Source organism: Actinomyces sp. 565, from assembly GCF_010365615.1.
In the GTDB taxonomy this organism is placed as follows: domain Bacteria; phylum Actinomycetota; class Actinomycetes; order Actinomycetales; family Actinomycetaceae; genus Actinomyces.
Genome location: NZ_PIZD01000058.1, coordinates 66,948 through 82,151, shown reverse-complemented (window position 1 = coordinate 82,151; position 15,204 = coordinate 66,948). Strand labels below are relative to the sequence as shown.

Below are 15,204 nucleotides of genomic sequence, written 5' to 3'. Positions count from 1 at the left end.
GCCGGGAGGGGCGGGCTGCGGGCCACCACCCGCGGCCCGCCCCTCCCGCCCGCTCCCTCGCCCGCCACGTGACCAAAAAGTCGGACATAAACACCCGCCGTCCGTCTCTGCGGCCCCCACAATCGCGCCAGTTGGGGCAGACTTGTACCAGGCGCGCGGCGGCCACCCGCGGCGCACCCCACTCGACGTCGAGACGCAGATAAAGGACAGCTACACCGTGGCGCGCAGTATTTACATCGCCTCCCCCAATGCCAGCACCGGCAAGTCGACCGTGGCCCTGGGCCTGGTCGCCTCCCTCACCAAGGTTGTGGCTAAGGTCGGCGTCTTCCGGCCCTTTGTCGCCTCCCGCGAGGACGAGCCCTTCCTTGAGCTGCTGCTGCGCCGCTGCGGCTCGAATACCCCGGCGGCGCAGTGCATCGGGGTGACCTGGGACGAGTTCCACGCCGACCCCGATGAGTCGTTGTCACGCATCGTCGCCGCCTACCGGGCGGTGGCCCGCGACCACGACGTCGTCATCATCGACGGCTCGGACTTCTCCGACGTGGTCGGCAACCCCGAGCTGTCCCTCAACGCCCGCGTAGCCGCGAACATCGGCGTGCCCGTGCTGCTGGTGGTCTCCGGGCAGGGCGACCCCGAGGACGTGCGCGGCAGCGTGGAGGTCTCCATGGCCGAGATCGCCGACAACCACGCCCGCACCGTCGCCGTAGTAGCCAACAAGTGCCCCGCGGGCACGCGTGCGGAGGTGGCCGCGGCGCTGGCGGGGCTGGAGGGCGTGGCCACCACGACCCTCCCCGAGGTGCCGCTGCTGGGCGCCCCCTCGGTGCGCGAGGTCATGAACGCCGTCGAGGGCACTCTCATCAGCGGGGATGACGCGCTGCTCGAGCGCGAGGCCGAGGGCGTGCTCATCGCCGCCATGGACGTCTCCCACGTGCTTGAGCGCCTGAATGAGGGCCAGGTGGTCATCGTCCCCGCCGACCGCTCCGCCGCACTGATCTCCCTGGCCGCCGCCCAGGCCTCTACCGGCTTCCCGAACCTGGCCGGGCTGGTGCTCAACGGCGGCTTCGAGGTGGCGGAGCACGCACTGCGCCTGATCCGGGGACTGCGGCTGCCGCTGCCGGTCATGACCTCCCCGCTGGACACCTTCGCCGCCGCGTCGGTGGCCGGCTCCTTGCAGGGCGGGCTGGGGCAGGCCTCTTCCCGCAAGCTCGACGTCGCGGTGACCACCTTCGAGCAGGAGGCCGACGTCGACGCCCTACTGGCCGCCCTGGAGGTGGAGCCCAGTGAGGTCGTCACCCCCATCATGTTCCAGGCCGAGCTGATCGAGCGCTCCCGCGCCGACCGCCGCACCATTGTCCTGCCCGAGCCCGACGACGACCGCATCCTGCGCGCGGCCGACGTCATCGCCCGCCGCGGCATCGCGGACCTGATCCTGCTGGGAGACGAGACCACGGTGCGGGCGCGGGCCGCCGAGCTGGGACTGGATATCTCCGCGGCCCGCGTAGTGCCCACCGACAGCCCCGAGCTACTGGAGAAGTACGCCGCGGAGTTCGCCCGCCTGCGCGCCAAGAAGGGCGTCACGCTGGAGCAGGCCCGCGAGCGGGTCCAGGACGTGTCCTACTTCGGCACCATGATGGTGCACATGGGCGACGCTGACGGCATGGTCTCGGGCGCAGCCCACACCACCGCCCACACCATCGTCCCCTCCTTCCAGATCATCAAGACCAAGCCGGGCACCTCCATCGTCTCCTCGGTGTTCCTGATGCTGTTGGAGGACCGGGTGCTGGTGTACGGCGACTGCGCCGTCAACCCCGACCCCACCGCCGAGCAGCTGGCCGATATCGCCATCTCCTCCGCCGAGACCGCTCGCCAGTTCGGCGTGGAGCCGCGCGTGGCCATGCTGTCCTTCTCCACCGGCACCTCCGGCAAGGGCGCGGACGTGGACAAGGTGCGCGAGGCCACCGAGATCGTGCGGGAGAAGGCGCCGGAGCTCGCCGTCGAGGGGCCGATCCAGTATGACGCCGCCATCGATCCGACCGTCGCCGCGAAGAAGGCCCCCGGTTCGGAGGTGGCCGGCCGCGCCAACGTATTCATCTTCCCGGATCTGTCCAGTGGCAACATCGGCTACAAGGCCGTGCAGCGCTCGTCCGGCGCCGTCGCCATCGGACCGGTGCTGCAGGGCCTGAACAAGCCCGTCAATGACCTCTCCCGCGGCGCGCTGGTGGAGGACATCGTCAACACGGTGGCCATCACCGCCGTCCAGGCCCAGGCCTGACCCGGGAGGGGCCGCGGCACTGCACCGGCCCCGCCCCTCGAGTTTTGTCTCTTCCGACCCGCAGAAAGGCTCATTGTGACCACCCGGACCGTCCTCGTCATCAACTCCGGCTCCTCCTCCATCAAGTACCAGCTCGTCGACCCCGACTCCGGCCGCTCCCTGGCGTCCGGGCTTGTTGAGCGCATCGGTGAGGAGACCGGCACGATCATCCACCGCCATGCCGGTGAGAAGACCCAGCTGGACGAGCCGGTGCCCGATCACGGCTTCGGCCTGTCGGAGGTGCTGCGCCTATTCGACGAGGAGGGTCCGGCCCTGTCCGAGGCGAACATTGTGGCCGTGGGCCACCGGGTGGTCCAGGGCGGCCGCTACTTCTCCGGCCCCGCCCTGGTGGATGAGGACGTAATCACCAAGATCAGCGAGCTGGTGCCGCTCGGTCCGCTGCACAACCCCGCTCACCTGAAGGGCATCGAAGTCGGCCTGGAGCTGCTGTCCGACGTACCGCACGTGGCCGTGTTCGACACCGCCTTCTTCCAGGACCTGCCGGAGGAGGCGGCCCGCTACGCCCTCAAGCGCGAGGTCGCCGACAAGTACTCCATTCGCCGCTACGGCGCGCACGGCACCAGCCACCAGTTCGTCTCCGGCGAGGTATCCCGGCTGCTGGGTCGCGATGATCTAAAGCAGATCGTGCTGCACCTGGGCAATGGGGCCTCCGCCTCCGCCGTCGTGGCCGGACGAGCCGTGGATACCTCCATGGGCCTGACCCCGCTTGAGGGCCTGGTCATGGGCGGGCGCACCGGCGACATCGACCCGGCGGCCGTGTTCCACCTGGGGCGTGTGGCCGGCATGAGCGTGGATGAGATCGACTACCTGTTCAACCGCGAGTCCGGCATGAAGGGCCTGGCCGGGGACAACGACATGCGGGAGGTGTGGAAGCGCATCGACGCCGGCGAGCAGGACGCCCGCGACGCCATGGACATCTATCTGCACCGCCTGGTGAAGTATGTAGGCGCGTACACCGCCGTCATGGGTGGCCTGGACGCGCTGACCTTCACCGCCGGCATCGGTGAGAATGATGCCCGCCTGCGCGCCGAGCTGGTTGAGCGCCTGGGCTTCATGGGCATGCGGCTCGACGCCGAGAAGAACGCCGCCCGCTCCGACGAGGGGCGTGTGGTGTCTACCCCGGACTCGGCCATCGCCGTGCTGGTCTACCCCACCAACGAGGAGCTGGCCATCGCCCGCCAGGCCATGACCCTCATCTGACCCTCATCTGACCCCCATCTGACACGTGCCGGGACGTTACCCCCCTGGCGCATTCCTACCGCACGTATGCCTTTTCGGAGCTTCTCCCCTAGTGGTTCTGGGGCTTGCGCGCCTAGGTGGCCTGCTGGGGGAGGCGGTGACGCTCATGCGGTTGTCAAAATCGATGACAATCGCCTCCTACGCCCGCTAGGAGTGATGCGGCGCCCGCATGATTCCAAGGCTTTGTCCGCTGGGCTCGACGCCGTCCGCGGCGTTTGTCATCATTTTTGACACCCCAGGCGCTCGTCCGGCACCCACCCCCAACGGCTTGTGTCCGATCAGCAGGTAGGACCGCCGGGACCAGCCCGGTGAACACCCGGCTGCACCGCCAGCGGCACCACCACAGCACCCGGCCAGCTCCCTCGCCGCAAACCCTGCCTGACGACACGGGGTCAGTCAGAAGCCGGAGGCCTGACTCGTACGTGAGAGCCGAAGCCGTCCCCACGGTTAAAAGAGCGTCCCGGTCTCCGCAGACGCTTGCTGCTCACGCCCGGGAACCGGACCAGCCGCGTCAGTGAGCTGCTGCGCACCGGCGGTTCCGCCTAGGTTGGGCGACACGTCGCCGGGCCGAGTCCAGCCGGGGCCGACGGGAACGGCCGTGCCCCGCTGGTAGGCGGTGGCGGCGGCGCGGGCGCGCTGGTCGGCGGCCTCGTTCATGGGGTGGCCGACGTGACCGCGCACCCACTCGAAGCGCACCTCGCGCCCCCGCATAGCCACATCCAGCTGCTTCATGAGGTCATCATTGAGGACCGGCTTGCCGTCGCCCTTGCGCCAGCCGCGGCGCTTCCAGCCGTGGATCCACTTGGTCAGGGAGTTGATGACGTACTGGGAGTCCGCCTGGATGAGCAGCTCCTCCCCGGCCAGGCCCGCCTGCGCCGTCGCCCGCAGCAACTCCAGCACGGCGGTGAGCTCACCGCGGTTGTTGGTGGAGTTCTCCCAGCCGCCCGCCGCCCAGCAGTCCTCATCAACGTACCAGGCCCAGCCGGCCGGTCCGGGGTTTCCCAAGGCGGAGCCGTCCGCCGCGGCGATGATCGTCATAGGCCGCACCCTACCGGCTCCCGCAAATACCGGACGCGCCACCCGTGCCCGCCTCGGGGAGGCGGACGGCAGGTGGCGCGTCCGGTATTGCTGCTACTTCAGGCGTCGAGGTCGGTCTCGAGGAGGGCCTTGAGCTCCTCCAGGGCACCGTCGGCGCCGTCGGCGTCGGAGGCGAGAGTGACGACGTCGCCGAAGCCGGCGCCGAGCGTCATAACGCCCAGGATGGAGGAGGCGTCAACGGGAGCGCCGCCCTCCTTGGCGATGGTGACGGGCACACCCTTCTCGGCGACAGCCTTGACGAAGGTTGCGGCGGGGCGGGCGTGAAGGCCGACCTTGGAGGCGATTGTGGCGGTGACCTGGGCCATATGTACTCCTTAGAGAGAACCGGGATCAGCACCCGGGATGCAGGGATTGCACCTGTGCACTGATATGAACCAGCACGACGGCTGATGTCAGGCTCACACTACCCGACTTCGCCGCCCCGTGGCTGCGAATAACGCCACGAATACGGTCCGCGCGCCAATTACCGCCCGGATCGCCGTGCCACTCGCCTGCCATTCGCCGCTTCGCCGACCTGCAACTGGCCGCTCAATCACCGTGCACGGACGTCTCGAACAGCAGATTGACCTGATCGTTGTAGCTGCTCAGCGTGGACGCCGGCACGCGATCCACCCAGACCGCATCCACCGCCGGGGTGATGATCGCACTGACGTCGGCACCGAAATAGGTAAGCGGGAAGAAGAAGGTCTGCCCGCCCTCCTCCAGGTGCACCGTGAAGGCGTCGGTTGACAGCCCGGTCTCCTCAAACACCCCGATGGCCTTCTCCGTAGAGGAGGAGATCGCCGGGAACACGATCCCGTAGGAGGCGACAATGTCCTGCGCCTCAGCGGTCCCCAGGAACGCCACCCACTGGGAGGCCAGGTCCACCTTGTCGGAGTCCTTCACGATGGAGTCTCCCAGGCCGTTAAACAGCGACGCACGGTTGCCGTTCGGCCCGATCGGGGTCGGGGCGATGCCCACATTGATGTCCAGGCCCGCGAAGGTGTTGAACATCCACGCCCCATGGATGGCCATCGCGATCGATCCGGAGCCGAGCTGGATGTCCGTGCTGGTGGCGTCCGAGAAGGCACCGTTGGGGTTCAGATACCCCTTGTCCACCAGGCCGAAGTACCAGTCCAGGGTGCGCTGGAAGTCGTCCTCGTCGTAGCGGTAGTGGGTGCCCCAGGTCTCCTGGTCCGTGTAGTGCCAGTCCCCCACCGTGGCAGTGAAGGGGCTCCACTGGGTCTGTCCGTCGCTGGAGCCGGAGTCCTGGATGCCCAGGCCGTAGACCGCCACATGCTTGGGATCGAAGCCCTCCTCGTCACCACGCACCCCGTTGCGGTCCACGGTGAGCCGGGCGAGGATACGCTCGAAGCTGCCGCCGTCGTCGGGATTCCACTGGCAGGCCTGGATCTCCTCCTCGGAGACTCCGGCCTGGGCGAGCATGTCCTGGTTGTAGAACAACGCCACCGTGTCCCAGTCCTTGGGGCAGCCGTACTGGCGACCGTCCTCTCCCTTCCACAGGTCCAGTAGGCCCTCCTGGAAGGCGGACTCGTCGACGCCGGACCAGGCGGGCTGCTCGTCGAGCGGAACCAGCACGTCCAGATCGACGAACTGCGCGAACTTCGCGATGTGGTCCACGAATACGTCCGGGCCGGTGCCGGCAATGAAGCCGGCCGTGAGCTTGGTCCAGTAGTCGCCCCAACCGATCTGGGTGATGTTGACGGTTATGCCCGTCTTCTCCTTGAAGCGGTCCGCGCAGGCCTGGTACGCCGGTTCCTGGCTGGCATCCCACATCCAGTAGTCGATGGTGTTGGACTTGGCCTGCTCGTCATTGCCGGAGCAGGCCGCGAGCGTCAGCGCCGCAGCTCCGGCGATTGCGCCTGTGAACAGGCCGCGGCGAGTGAGCATGAGCTTGTTGTTCATCTGGTCCCTCACTTGATTCCGGTGAAGCCGATGGAGTTGACGACGCGCTTGGCCGCTGCCATGAACAGCAGCAGCATCGGCAGGGCGGCCACGAGCGTGGCGGCCATGAGGCCGGACCAGTCGGTGCCGGAGGTGGGTGCCTGGGACCGGAATACGGCCACGGCCACGGTAAGTACCCGGGAGGAATCCGTGTAGGAGACCAGCAGTGGCCAGAAGTAGTCATTCCAGGCGGTGATGTAGGTGATGATCGCCAGGGTGGAGATGGGCGCGCTGGCCATCGGCAGGATGAGCTGGAAGAACACGCGGATCTTCGAGGCGCCGTCGAGCAGGGCCGCCTCCTCCAGCTCCCTGGGGATATTCATGAAGAACTGCCGCAGGAAGAACACCGCAAAAGGCGTCATGAACATGGTGGGCAGGGCGACGCCCAGCAGGTTGTCGATGAGCCCGATCTGCTTGACCAGCACGAAGTTGGGCAGCAGCGTGAAGATCGAGGGCACCATCAGCGCCGCCAGGAACAGTGTGAACACGGCGTCCCGGCCGCGCCAGCGCAGGCGGGCAAAGGAGTAGGCCGCCATGGCGGAGAAGAACACCTGGCCGGCGGTCACCAGCGTGGCCACGATTACCGAGTTGCGCAGGTAGATCCAGAAGTTCATGGAGGCACCGGAGCCGCCGTCGGCCAGGGCCTCCTCGGTGGACTGCATGCCGAATACGCGGGCGAAGCCGCGCAGGTTGATGTCAACCGGCAGGATTGAGGTGGGGTCAGAGGTGATGCCGGCGTTGGAGGACAGCGCGGTGCGCAGCACCCAGTAGAAGGGCAGGATCGTGACGACCATGACCAGCGCCATGAAGATCCAGGCGATCACCCGGCCAACCGACAGGCCGCGCTTGTCCGAGCGTCGCTGCTCGGTCTTGGCGCCTGCTGTCACGCCGGTACTTGTGGTGGTGAGAGCGCTCATGGTTAGTCGTTCCTCTCAGTCCAGGTCCGTCTCGCCCGCACGGGTCATGCGGTACTGGAGAATCGTGATCGCGGCCAGGACGATCAGCAGTCCCACCGCCATGGCGGAGGCGTAGCCGAACTGGAAGCGTCCGAAGGCCATGTCGTAGATGTAGTACTGCAGTACGCGGCTGGCATTGACCGGGCCACCCTGGGTGGTAACCGAAACGGTGTCGAACACCTGGAAGGACCCGATCATCGTCATGATCAGCACCAGGGCCAGGATGGGCCGCAGCAGTGGCACCGTGATCCTCCAGAACATGGTCCACTCGCTGGCGCCGTCCATCTTGCCGGCCTCGTAGACCGTGTTCGGGATCGACTGCAAGCCCGCGAAGATAAGCAGGGCGGTGTAGCCCACGTGCCGCCACACATTGATCATCGCGATCGTGGGGATCGCCAGGGACGAGGAGAAGAAGTTGACGCTCTCCCCGGTGATGGCCGAGATGATCTCATTGGAAATGCCCAGCGTATTATCCAGGATCCACAGCCACAGCATGGCGACGACGACGTTGGACACCAGGTAGGGGGTCAGCACGATCGAGCGCACCAGGGTGGACTGCGTCAACCGCTGCATGAGCACGGCAATGATCAGCGCCAGGACGGTCTGGAAGCCGATATTGATCAGCACGTACTCCAGGGTGACGCGCACGGCGTTCCAGAAGATCGAGTCGCCGATCATGCGCTGGTAGTTGGCTAGCCCCGTGAACTGCTCCGGGGTCAGCAGGTTGTACTCGGTGAATGACAGCCAGATGCCCCGGATGAGGGGCCAGATGTAGAAGGCGATCAGACCGATGCCGGCGGGAATGATGAAGGCGATGCCCAGCAGGCGGTCATCCTTCGGTTTCCTGCGCAGCGCCGGTGCAGCCGCGGCGGTCGCTGTGGACATGTACGGTGCTCCGTTCCTGGCGGTGAAATGGGATTGGGAATACAAGACGGACAACGGCGCGTGGGCGGGGCGTCGCCCGCGCGCGCCGCGGTCCGCGGCGGATACGCAAGCGGGTCCGCGCCCGCTTCGCTGCCTCAGACGGCGGTGACGCGCACCAGCAGCGAGTGGTCGGGATGGATGACTGGCAGCGAGAGCCCCGTGGTCGCCAGGTACGAGCCTGGCAGCACCACGCCCTCCGGGCGGGTCCAGGCGGCCTGATACATGTGCCCCTCGTACAGGGGTGTTGCCAGCTGCACCCGGTAGGTGCGCTCCGGGTCCAGGCCGGGCAGTGGCCGGGGGGCGCCCGGCCAGGTGAGCGCCTGCCCCAGGCCGGTCAGTCCGAACAGGGCCTCTGAGCGGTCCGGGGCGACGACGCCCTGGATGCGCACGGCGTCGTCCTCATCGACGTCGGCGTGGACCACGGTGCCGGAGTGCAGCAGGGGGCGCAACTGCTTGTGCAGGGCGATCAGCTCGGCGAGGCCCCGCTTGTCCGCGTCGGTGGCGCTCAGCAGGTCCCACTCAACACCCATATGCCCCCACAGGGCGGTGGCGGCGCGGAAGGAGACGTCGAGGCTGCGCAGCGTGGTGTGGTCCCGGCCGGCACCGACGTGGGTGCCGATCAGCTCGGGAGGCAGCAGCGTCATGGTGCCGCGGTTGATGTTGGCGCGATCATGGGCGTCGTTGCAGTCGGAGGTCCACACGCGCTGGGTGTGCTCGATTATCCCCAGGTCGATGCGCCCACCGCCACCGCAGCAGGACTCGATCTCCAACCCCGGGAAGCGCTCGTGAAGGGCGTCCAGGAGGCGGTACAGGGCCAGGGTCTGCTCGTGGACGGCCGGGGCGCCGTAGCGGGTGCCGAGTGCGGCGTTGGGGGCCATGTGCCCGGCGGCGAGCACCGTGGAGTTGTGGTCCCACTTGATGTAGGCCAGGTCCAGCCGCTCCACCAGGTCGCTGATGGCCTGATACAGGTAGTCCCAGGCGCCGGGTGCGGTCAGGTCCAGGACCCGCTGGTTGCGGTGCTCCACCGCGCCGCCGGCGCCGTCGGACAGGACCCAGTCCGGGTGGGCGCGGGCCAGGTCGGAGTCGAGGTTGACCATCTCCGGCTCGAACCACAGCCCCAGCTCCATGCCGAGGGAGCGCACGTGCTGCGCCAGCGGTTCCAGCCCGGTGGGCCAGACCTCCGCGGAGACCTGCCAGTCCCCCAAGCCGGAGGTGTCGTCGCGGCGGGACCCGAACCAGCCGTCGTCAATGACGAAGCGCTCAATGCCGATTGCCGCGGCCTCGTCGGCCAGGGCCTTGAGGGTGTTCAGGTCGTGTTTGAAGTAGACGGCCTCCCAGATATTGAGCAGGACCGGCCGGGGCCGCGACGGATAGGAGGGCAAGGCACGCACGTGGGCATGCGAGCGGGCGGCCAGGGCGTCCAGGCCCTCACCCCAGGAGCCGACTACCCACGGGCTGGTGTAGCTCTGGCCGGGGCCGAGCACGACCTCGCCGGGTTGGAGCAGCTCCCCCGCCCCGAGCAGCCGGTAGCCCTGCTGCGGATGGGACGCCAATGCGCGGGTATTGCCCGACCAGGCGAGGTGAACGGCGTGTACTCGGCCGCGGCGCCAGCCGAAGCCGGGCGTGCCCGCGGCCAACCAGGTTGCGGCGTCGTGCCCCGTGCGCCCCTCCCAGGACTCCCGCAGGCGGGTGCCGGGGGCGAAGGGGGTGCGGACCGGCTGGCGCTCAAAGGCGTGGTGACCGGTGAAGTCCAGCAGCTCGGTGGCATCGGAGGGCACCGGCAGCACGGGGGCGATCTCGTCGACCTCCAGCGGCGCGGCGCCGGGGCCTGCGGTATCGGCGACCTCGGCGCGCAGGCGGACGATACCGGTCGGCTCCAGCCGCAGCACGGTGGTCAGCTCGATCCCGTGGACCGGATCGGTGGCGGTGGAGGTGACGACGTCGGCCCACCCGCCGGGCGCCTCGACGGTCTCGACGCTGTGGTTGACGGACTCGGGGTGCACGGAGAAGGCGGAGCCGTCCGCGCGGTGCAGCAGGACGGCCGGGCGAGCCGACCAGCCCAGGTGCGGCAGCGGCAGCACGGGCAGGTCCGGCGTGGTCCAAGTCTGGTTGGAGCCGGTGCTCGTGTTCTGGGCGATGCCGACATCGGCCAGCGCCGCGCCGTCGAGCTCGCCCAGGTCCTCACCCCAGTGGCGGACCACCGGGTGACGGTCGGGTAGGAGGCTCAGGACCAGCGAGGTGCCGCCGCGGCGCAGGTGGACGATGGGGGAATCGGGCACGGGGTCTCCTTTGACATGGGCAGAATCGCGGACGAGTTACGAGTGCAGCCCGATTGGTGGGGTGCCGCGACGCCGCGGCGCGGGATGCGAGATTATTTTATAGTCGAAGAAATACGTGACGTCAAGCATGCGCAGCCTGACCGTAACCTCCACCGCGACACGCTCCACAAACCGGATGCGGTGCCGCCGACCCGCCCCAACGGCCCCCGCCGCCGGCTGCGTCAGCTCGGCTCGTATGGGGCCACCACGATCTCAACCCGCTGCAGCTCCTTGACATCGGCGTATCCGGTGGTGGCGAGCGTGCGCCGCAGGGCACCCATGAGGTTCAGGGTGCCGTCGGCGCGGTCCGAGGGTCCGGACAGGATCTGCTCCATGGTGCCCACCGTGCCCACGTGGCTGCGGTAGCCGCGGGGCAGCCGCTCATGGCGGGCCTCGGCGCCCCAGTGGTAGCCGCCGCCGGGGGCCTCCTGGGCACGGGCGAGTGCGGCGCCGAGCATAACGGCGTCGGCACCGCAGGCGATGGCCTTGACGACGTCGCCGGAGTTGCCGACCGAGCCGTCGGCAATGACATGCACGTAGCGCCCGCCGGACTCGTCCATGTAGTCACGGCGAGCCGCTGCGACGTCGGCGACGGCAGTGGCCATGGGCATGTGGAGGCCGAGGACCTGCCGCACGGAGGAGGAGGCACCTCCGCCCTGGCCAACCAGCACACCCGCCGCGCCGGTGCGCATCAGGTGCAGGGCCGCGGTGTAGGTGGTCACGCCGCCGACCACCACGGGCACGTCCAGCTCGTAGATGAAGCGCTTGAGGTTCAGGGGCTCGACCGACCCGGAGACGTGCTCGGCGGAGACGACCGAGCCGCGGATGACCAGCAGGTCGACGCCGGCGTCGACGACGGTGCGCCAGTGCCGCTGGGTCTGGGAGGGGCTGAGGCGCCCGGCGACGACAACTCCTGCCTGCCGGATCTCCTCCAGGCGGGAGGCGATGAGCTCGGGGCGCACCGGGGGACGATAGACGTCCTGAAGCACGGCGGTGGCCTGCTCGGGTGCGGCGGAGCGGATGCGCTCAAGGGCGGGGGTCGGGTCCTCGTAGCGGGTCCACAGCCCTTCCAGGTCCAGGACGCCGATGCCGCCGAGCCGCCCAACCAGAATCGCCGTCTCGGGGCTCATCACCGAGTCCATGGGCGAGGCCATCACCGGCAGGTCCACGTGGTAGGCGTCCAGCTGCCAGCCGACGCGCACATCGCGCACGTCACGGGTGCGGCGCGCCGGAACCAGTGCAATGTCATCGAAGGAATAGGCCTGGCGGGCGCGCTTGTCCCGCCCGATCTCGATCTCACCGCTCACGAAGAGCATCGTAGCTGGCACGCAGCGCGGACAACCGCCGCGAACTCCGGTAAGCTGCTCCCCATTCTCCTCGGCTTGCAGGCGCGGTGGTTGCGCGAGGTCTGCTACTACGCCCGTTGGACGTTAACAACGCCACTTAACGGCCTGCTGTATACCTCCCAGCCCTTCAGCAGGCCGTTAACAGGCGTTGTTAACCCCGAAGTGGCGTAGCAGATGGCCCCGCTTCCGGGCACGAGGATCAGGTGGCTAGGTGGGGTGGGGGCTGGTTGTGCGTTGGCGACCTTGACGGGGTCCACTGTCCGCTTCGCCGGCCCGTCGTGCCCGCGCCCGGCATGCGACGCGGCGCTCGGGCACGGACCCGGCCGGGTCCCGGCACTCCACTTGGAGCGGGTTTCCGCGGTTGGACCGCCTGAGAGCGCGTTTCAGGCGGCCAACGGCGCGCGGGCGGTCCCACTGCGGGCCGCTCCTGTTTCCAAGCCTGTCCCGACCGCAGAATCATGTTCACACCGGCGCGGCCTGTGCCGGTTGCGCTATTCGTGTCAGTGGGCGGTGGCACACTCGGCATATGAGCGAGCAACCAGTATCCAATCCGGCCACGGCGCCCGACTCCTGGGCCGACGGCCCACTGCTCGGGTTCGACACCGAGACCACCGGCGTCTCCCCCACCACGGACCGGCTGGTGACGGCTGCACTGGTCGCCCGCGGCCCGCGTGGCGCGGACGGCGCCCGCCCGCAGCGCATCACCACCTGGCTTGCGGACCCGGGCGTGGAGATCCCCGACTCCGCCTCCGCCGTACACGGCATCTCCACTGCGCGCGCCCGCGCCGAGGGCCGCCCGGTTGACCAGGTGCTGGAGGAGGTGGCAGCGGCGCTGACCCAGGCGATGTCGGCCGGCACGCCTGTGGTTGCATACAACGCGGCCTATGACTTGGCCCTGCTGGAGACGGAGCTAGTCCGCCACGGCCTGCCCACCGTGCGCCAGCGGCTCGGCAGAGAGCTGGGCCCCGTGGTGGATCCACTCGTGATCGACCGGAGGGTGAACCGCTATCGCAAGGGCAAGCGGCGTCTGACGGACCTGTGCGCGTTCTACGGCGTGGATCCCCAGGCGGGCGGCCTGCACACGGCCGAGGTGGACGTGGTGGCCACGCTGGACGTACTGGACGCCATGGCCTACGCCCACCCGGAGATCGCCCGTATTCCGCGCACGGAGCTGATGTCCTGGCAAGCGGCGGCGCACCGTGACTGGGCGGTTTCCTTCAACGAGTTCCTGCGCCGCCGTGGCCGCACGCCCGACGTCAACACCTCCTGGCCACTGCCCGACGGCATGTGAAGGCGCCGCCGGCGGACCGGCTCCCCAGGGCTCCGGCACGCCCGGTGAAGGCGCGCGGCGCGCCCAGCCAGCGCCCAGCCCAGTCAGGGCCCACCGCGTGCACGGCGATACCTCACGGCGTGCCCAGCGAAGACGCGCGGCGCGCCCAGCCAGCGCCCGCCGCGAGCGCAGTGATTCCTCACGGAACGCCCAGGTCAGGACTCGCGGCCGGTGTAGTTGGGAGCCTCGACGGTCATCTTCACGTCGTGCGGGTGGGACTCCTTGAGCCCGGCCGCCGTGATGCGCACGAACTGGCCGTTGGCCTTCAGCTCGGGGATGGTGCGCGCCCCCACGTAGAACATCGACTGGTGCAGCCCGCCGACCAGCTGGTAGACGACGTCGGCCAGCGCCCCGGAGAAGGGCACCTGCCCCTCGATGCCCTCGGGGATGATCTTGTCATCCCCGGAGACGTCGGCCTGGAAGTAGCGGTCCTTGGAGTAGGACTTGCGGCCGCGCGAGCTCATCGCCCCGAGCGACCCCATGCCCCGGTAGCGCTTCCACTGCTTGCCGTTGACAAATACGAGGTCCCCCGGGGACTCGGCACAGCCGGCCAGCAGGGAGCCCAGCATGACGGTGTCGGCCCCGGCCACCAGGGCCTTGGCGATATCGCCGGAGTACTGCAGGCCGCCGTCGGCGATCAGCGGCACGTCTGCGGGAGTGCAGGCGCGGGCAGCCTCGTACACGGCAGTCACCTGGGGCACGCCAACGCCGGCCACCACACGGGTGGTGCAGATCGAGCCCGGCCCGACCCCCACCTTGACGGCGTCAACACCGGCGTCAATGAGCGCCTGCGCGCCCTCACGGGTGGCCACATTGCCGCCGATCACCTCGATGCCGGAGAAGGCCGGGTCGTGCTTGATCCGGGAGATCATCTCCAGGGCCAGCTTGGCACCACCGTTGGCGGTGTCCACCACGATCACGTCCACGCCGGCCTCGGCCAGGGCGCCGGCACGCTCCCAGGTGTCGCCCCAGTAGCCGACGGCGGCGCCGACCACCAGACGGCCCGCCTCGTCCTTGGTGGCGTTGGGGTACTGCTCGGTCTTGACGAAGTCCTTAACGGTGATCAGCCCGGACAGGCGGCCGTCGGCGTCGATGATCGGCAGCTTCTCGATGCGGTGCTCGGCCAGCAGCGCCTTGGCGTCCTCGCGGGAGATGCCGGCCGGGCCGGTGATCAGCCGTTCGCGCGGGGTCATGCACTCGCGCACCGTCAGGGTGTCCCAGCGCTCGGTAGGCACGAAGCGCAGGTCACGGTTAGTGATGATGCCCAGCAGGTTCCCGGCGTCGTCGACGACCGGCAATCCGGACACCTTGTATTGGCCGCACAGCTCGTCCAGCTGGGAAATGGTGGCGTCCGGGCCCACCGTGACCGGATCGGAGACCATGCCGGACTCCGAGCGCTTAACCCGACGCACGTGCTGGGCCTGCTCCTCGATCGACAGGTTGCGGTGCAGGATGCCGATGCCGCCCTGCCGGGCCATGGCGATGGCCATGTCGGACTCGGTGACGGTGTCCATGGCGGCGCTCAGCAGCGGGGTGGCCAACGAGATCTTACGGGTCAGGCGGGAGGTCGTATCGACTTCGGAGGGGATGACGTCGGTGAGCCTGGGCAGCAGGAGGACGTCGTCGTAAGTCAGGCCGGTGGGTGCGAAGATGTCGGGGCTGGTGATCGGGTCGCTCACGGAATCATCGTAGAACCCGCGCGGCGAGCGACGCACGT

At 68.8% G+C, this 15,204-nt stretch carries 11 protein-coding genes; 3 read left to right on the top strand and 8 right to left on the bottom strand.

Going from position 1 to position 15,204, the window contains the following annotated elements; genetic code table 11:
* Window positions 1–217: 217 nt before the first annotated feature.
* Window positions 218–2,272, top strand: coding sequence for a phosphate acetyltransferase (pta, locus tag GZ997_RS09270; RefSeq protein ID WP_162679663.1), 2,055 nt, complete (start codon window positions 218–220; stop codon window positions 2,270–2,272).
* A 75-nt stretch (window positions 2,273–2,347) separates the two neighbouring features.
* Window positions 2,348–3,532, top strand: coding sequence for an acetate kinase (locus GZ997_RS09265; protein WP_162679662.1), 1,185 nt, complete (start codon window positions 2,348–2,350; stop codon window positions 3,530–3,532).
* A 486-nt stretch (window positions 3,533–4,018) separates the two neighbouring features.
* Here GZ997_RS09265 and GZ997_RS09260 read toward each other — a convergent pair whose 3' ends face one another.
* The 7 genes from GZ997_RS09260 to GZ997_RS09230 form a co-directional block, all read right to left on the bottom strand.
* Window positions 4,019–4,609: a ribonuclease H gene (locus GZ997_RS09260; RefSeq protein WP_162679661.1), complete on the bottom strand. Its 591-nt coding sequence runs from the start codon at window positions 4,607–4,609 to the stop codon at window positions 4,019–4,021.
* Between the two features lie 98 nt (window positions 4,610–4,707).
* Window positions 4,708–4,974 carry an HPr family phosphocarrier protein gene (locus GZ997_RS09255; protein WP_073328472.1) on the bottom strand — a complete coding sequence of 89 codons (267 nt, stop codon included), beginning with the start codon at window positions 4,972–4,974 and terminating at the stop codon, window positions 4,708–4,710.
* Between the two features lie 223 nt (window positions 4,975–5,197).
* Window positions 5,198–6,574 (bottom strand): sugar ABC transporter substrate-binding protein, encoded by a 1,377-nt coding sequence (locus GZ997_RS09250; RefSeq protein WP_162679660.1) that lies wholly within the window; start codon window positions 6,572–6,574, stop codon window positions 5,198–5,200.
* A gap of 8 nt (window positions 6,575–6,582) precedes the next feature.
* Window positions 6,583–7,530 carry a carbohydrate ABC transporter permease gene (locus GZ997_RS09245; RefSeq protein WP_162679659.1) on the bottom strand — a complete coding sequence of 316 codons (948 nt, stop codon included), beginning with the start codon at window positions 7,528–7,530 and terminating at the stop codon, window positions 6,583–6,585.
* 15 nt (window positions 7,531–7,545) lie between these two features.
* Entirely contained in the window at window positions 7,546–8,454 is a 909-nt protein-coding gene (locus GZ997_RS09240) for a sugar ABC transporter permease (protein WP_162679658.1), read from the bottom strand.
* 134 nt (window positions 8,455–8,588) lie between these two features.
* On the bottom strand, window positions 8,589–10,772 hold the full coding sequence (locus tag GZ997_RS09235) for an alpha-galactosidase (RefSeq protein WP_308807176.1): 2,184 nt from the start codon (window positions 10,770–10,772) through the stop codon (window positions 8,589–8,591).
* Between the two features lie 221 nt (window positions 10,773–10,993).
* Window positions 10,994–12,118: a GuaB3 family IMP dehydrogenase-related protein gene (locus GZ997_RS09230; protein ID WP_161924710.1), complete on the bottom strand. Its 1,125-nt coding sequence runs from the start codon at window positions 12,116–12,118 to the stop codon at window positions 10,994–10,996.
* A gap of 565 nt (window positions 12,119–12,683) precedes the next feature.
* On the opposite strand from GZ997_RS09230, the gene GZ997_RS09225 reads away from it, so the two are divergent.
* On the top strand, window positions 12,684–13,448 hold the full coding sequence (locus GZ997_RS09225) for an exonuclease domain-containing protein (protein ID WP_162679657.1): 765 nt from the start codon (window positions 12,684–12,686) through the stop codon (window positions 13,446–13,448).
* A 194-nt stretch (window positions 13,449–13,642) separates the two neighbouring features.
* Here the strand turns inward: GZ997_RS09225 and guaB are convergent, their stop codons facing one another.
* Window positions 13,643–15,166, bottom strand: a complete 1,524-nt coding sequence (guaB, locus tag GZ997_RS09220) for an IMP dehydrogenase (RefSeq protein WP_162679656.1) — start codon at window positions 15,164–15,166, stop codon at window positions 13,643–13,645.
* Window positions 15,167–15,204: the final 38 nt, after the last annotated feature.

What these genes read in the sequence shown, in the direction of transcription:
- GZ997_RS09255 (WP_073328472.1), bottom strand. Translation starts at nt 4,974, where the DNA reads ATGGCCCAGGTCACCGCCACAATCGCCTCCAAGGTCGGCCTTCACGCC.
- GZ997_RS09260 (WP_162679661.1), bottom strand. Translation starts at nt 4,609, where the DNA reads ATGACGATCATCGCCGCGGCGGACGGCTCCGCCTTGGGAAACCCCGGA.
- GZ997_RS09245 (WP_162679659.1), bottom strand. Translation starts at nt 7,530, where the DNA reads ATGAGCGCTCTCACCACCACAAGTACCGGCGTGACAGCAGGCGCCAAG.
- GZ997_RS09250 (WP_162679660.1), bottom strand. Translation starts at nt 6,574, where the DNA reads ATGAACAACAAGCTCATGCTCACTCGCCGCGGCCTGTTCACAGGCGCA.
- GZ997_RS09225 (WP_162679657.1), top strand. Translation starts at nt 12,684, where the DNA reads ATGAGCGAGCAACCAGTATCCAATCCGGCCACGGCGCCCGACTCCTGG.
- GZ997_RS09240 (WP_162679658.1), bottom strand. Translation starts at nt 8,454, where the DNA reads ATGTCCACAGCGACCGCCGCGGCTGCACCGGCGCTGCGCAGGAAACCG.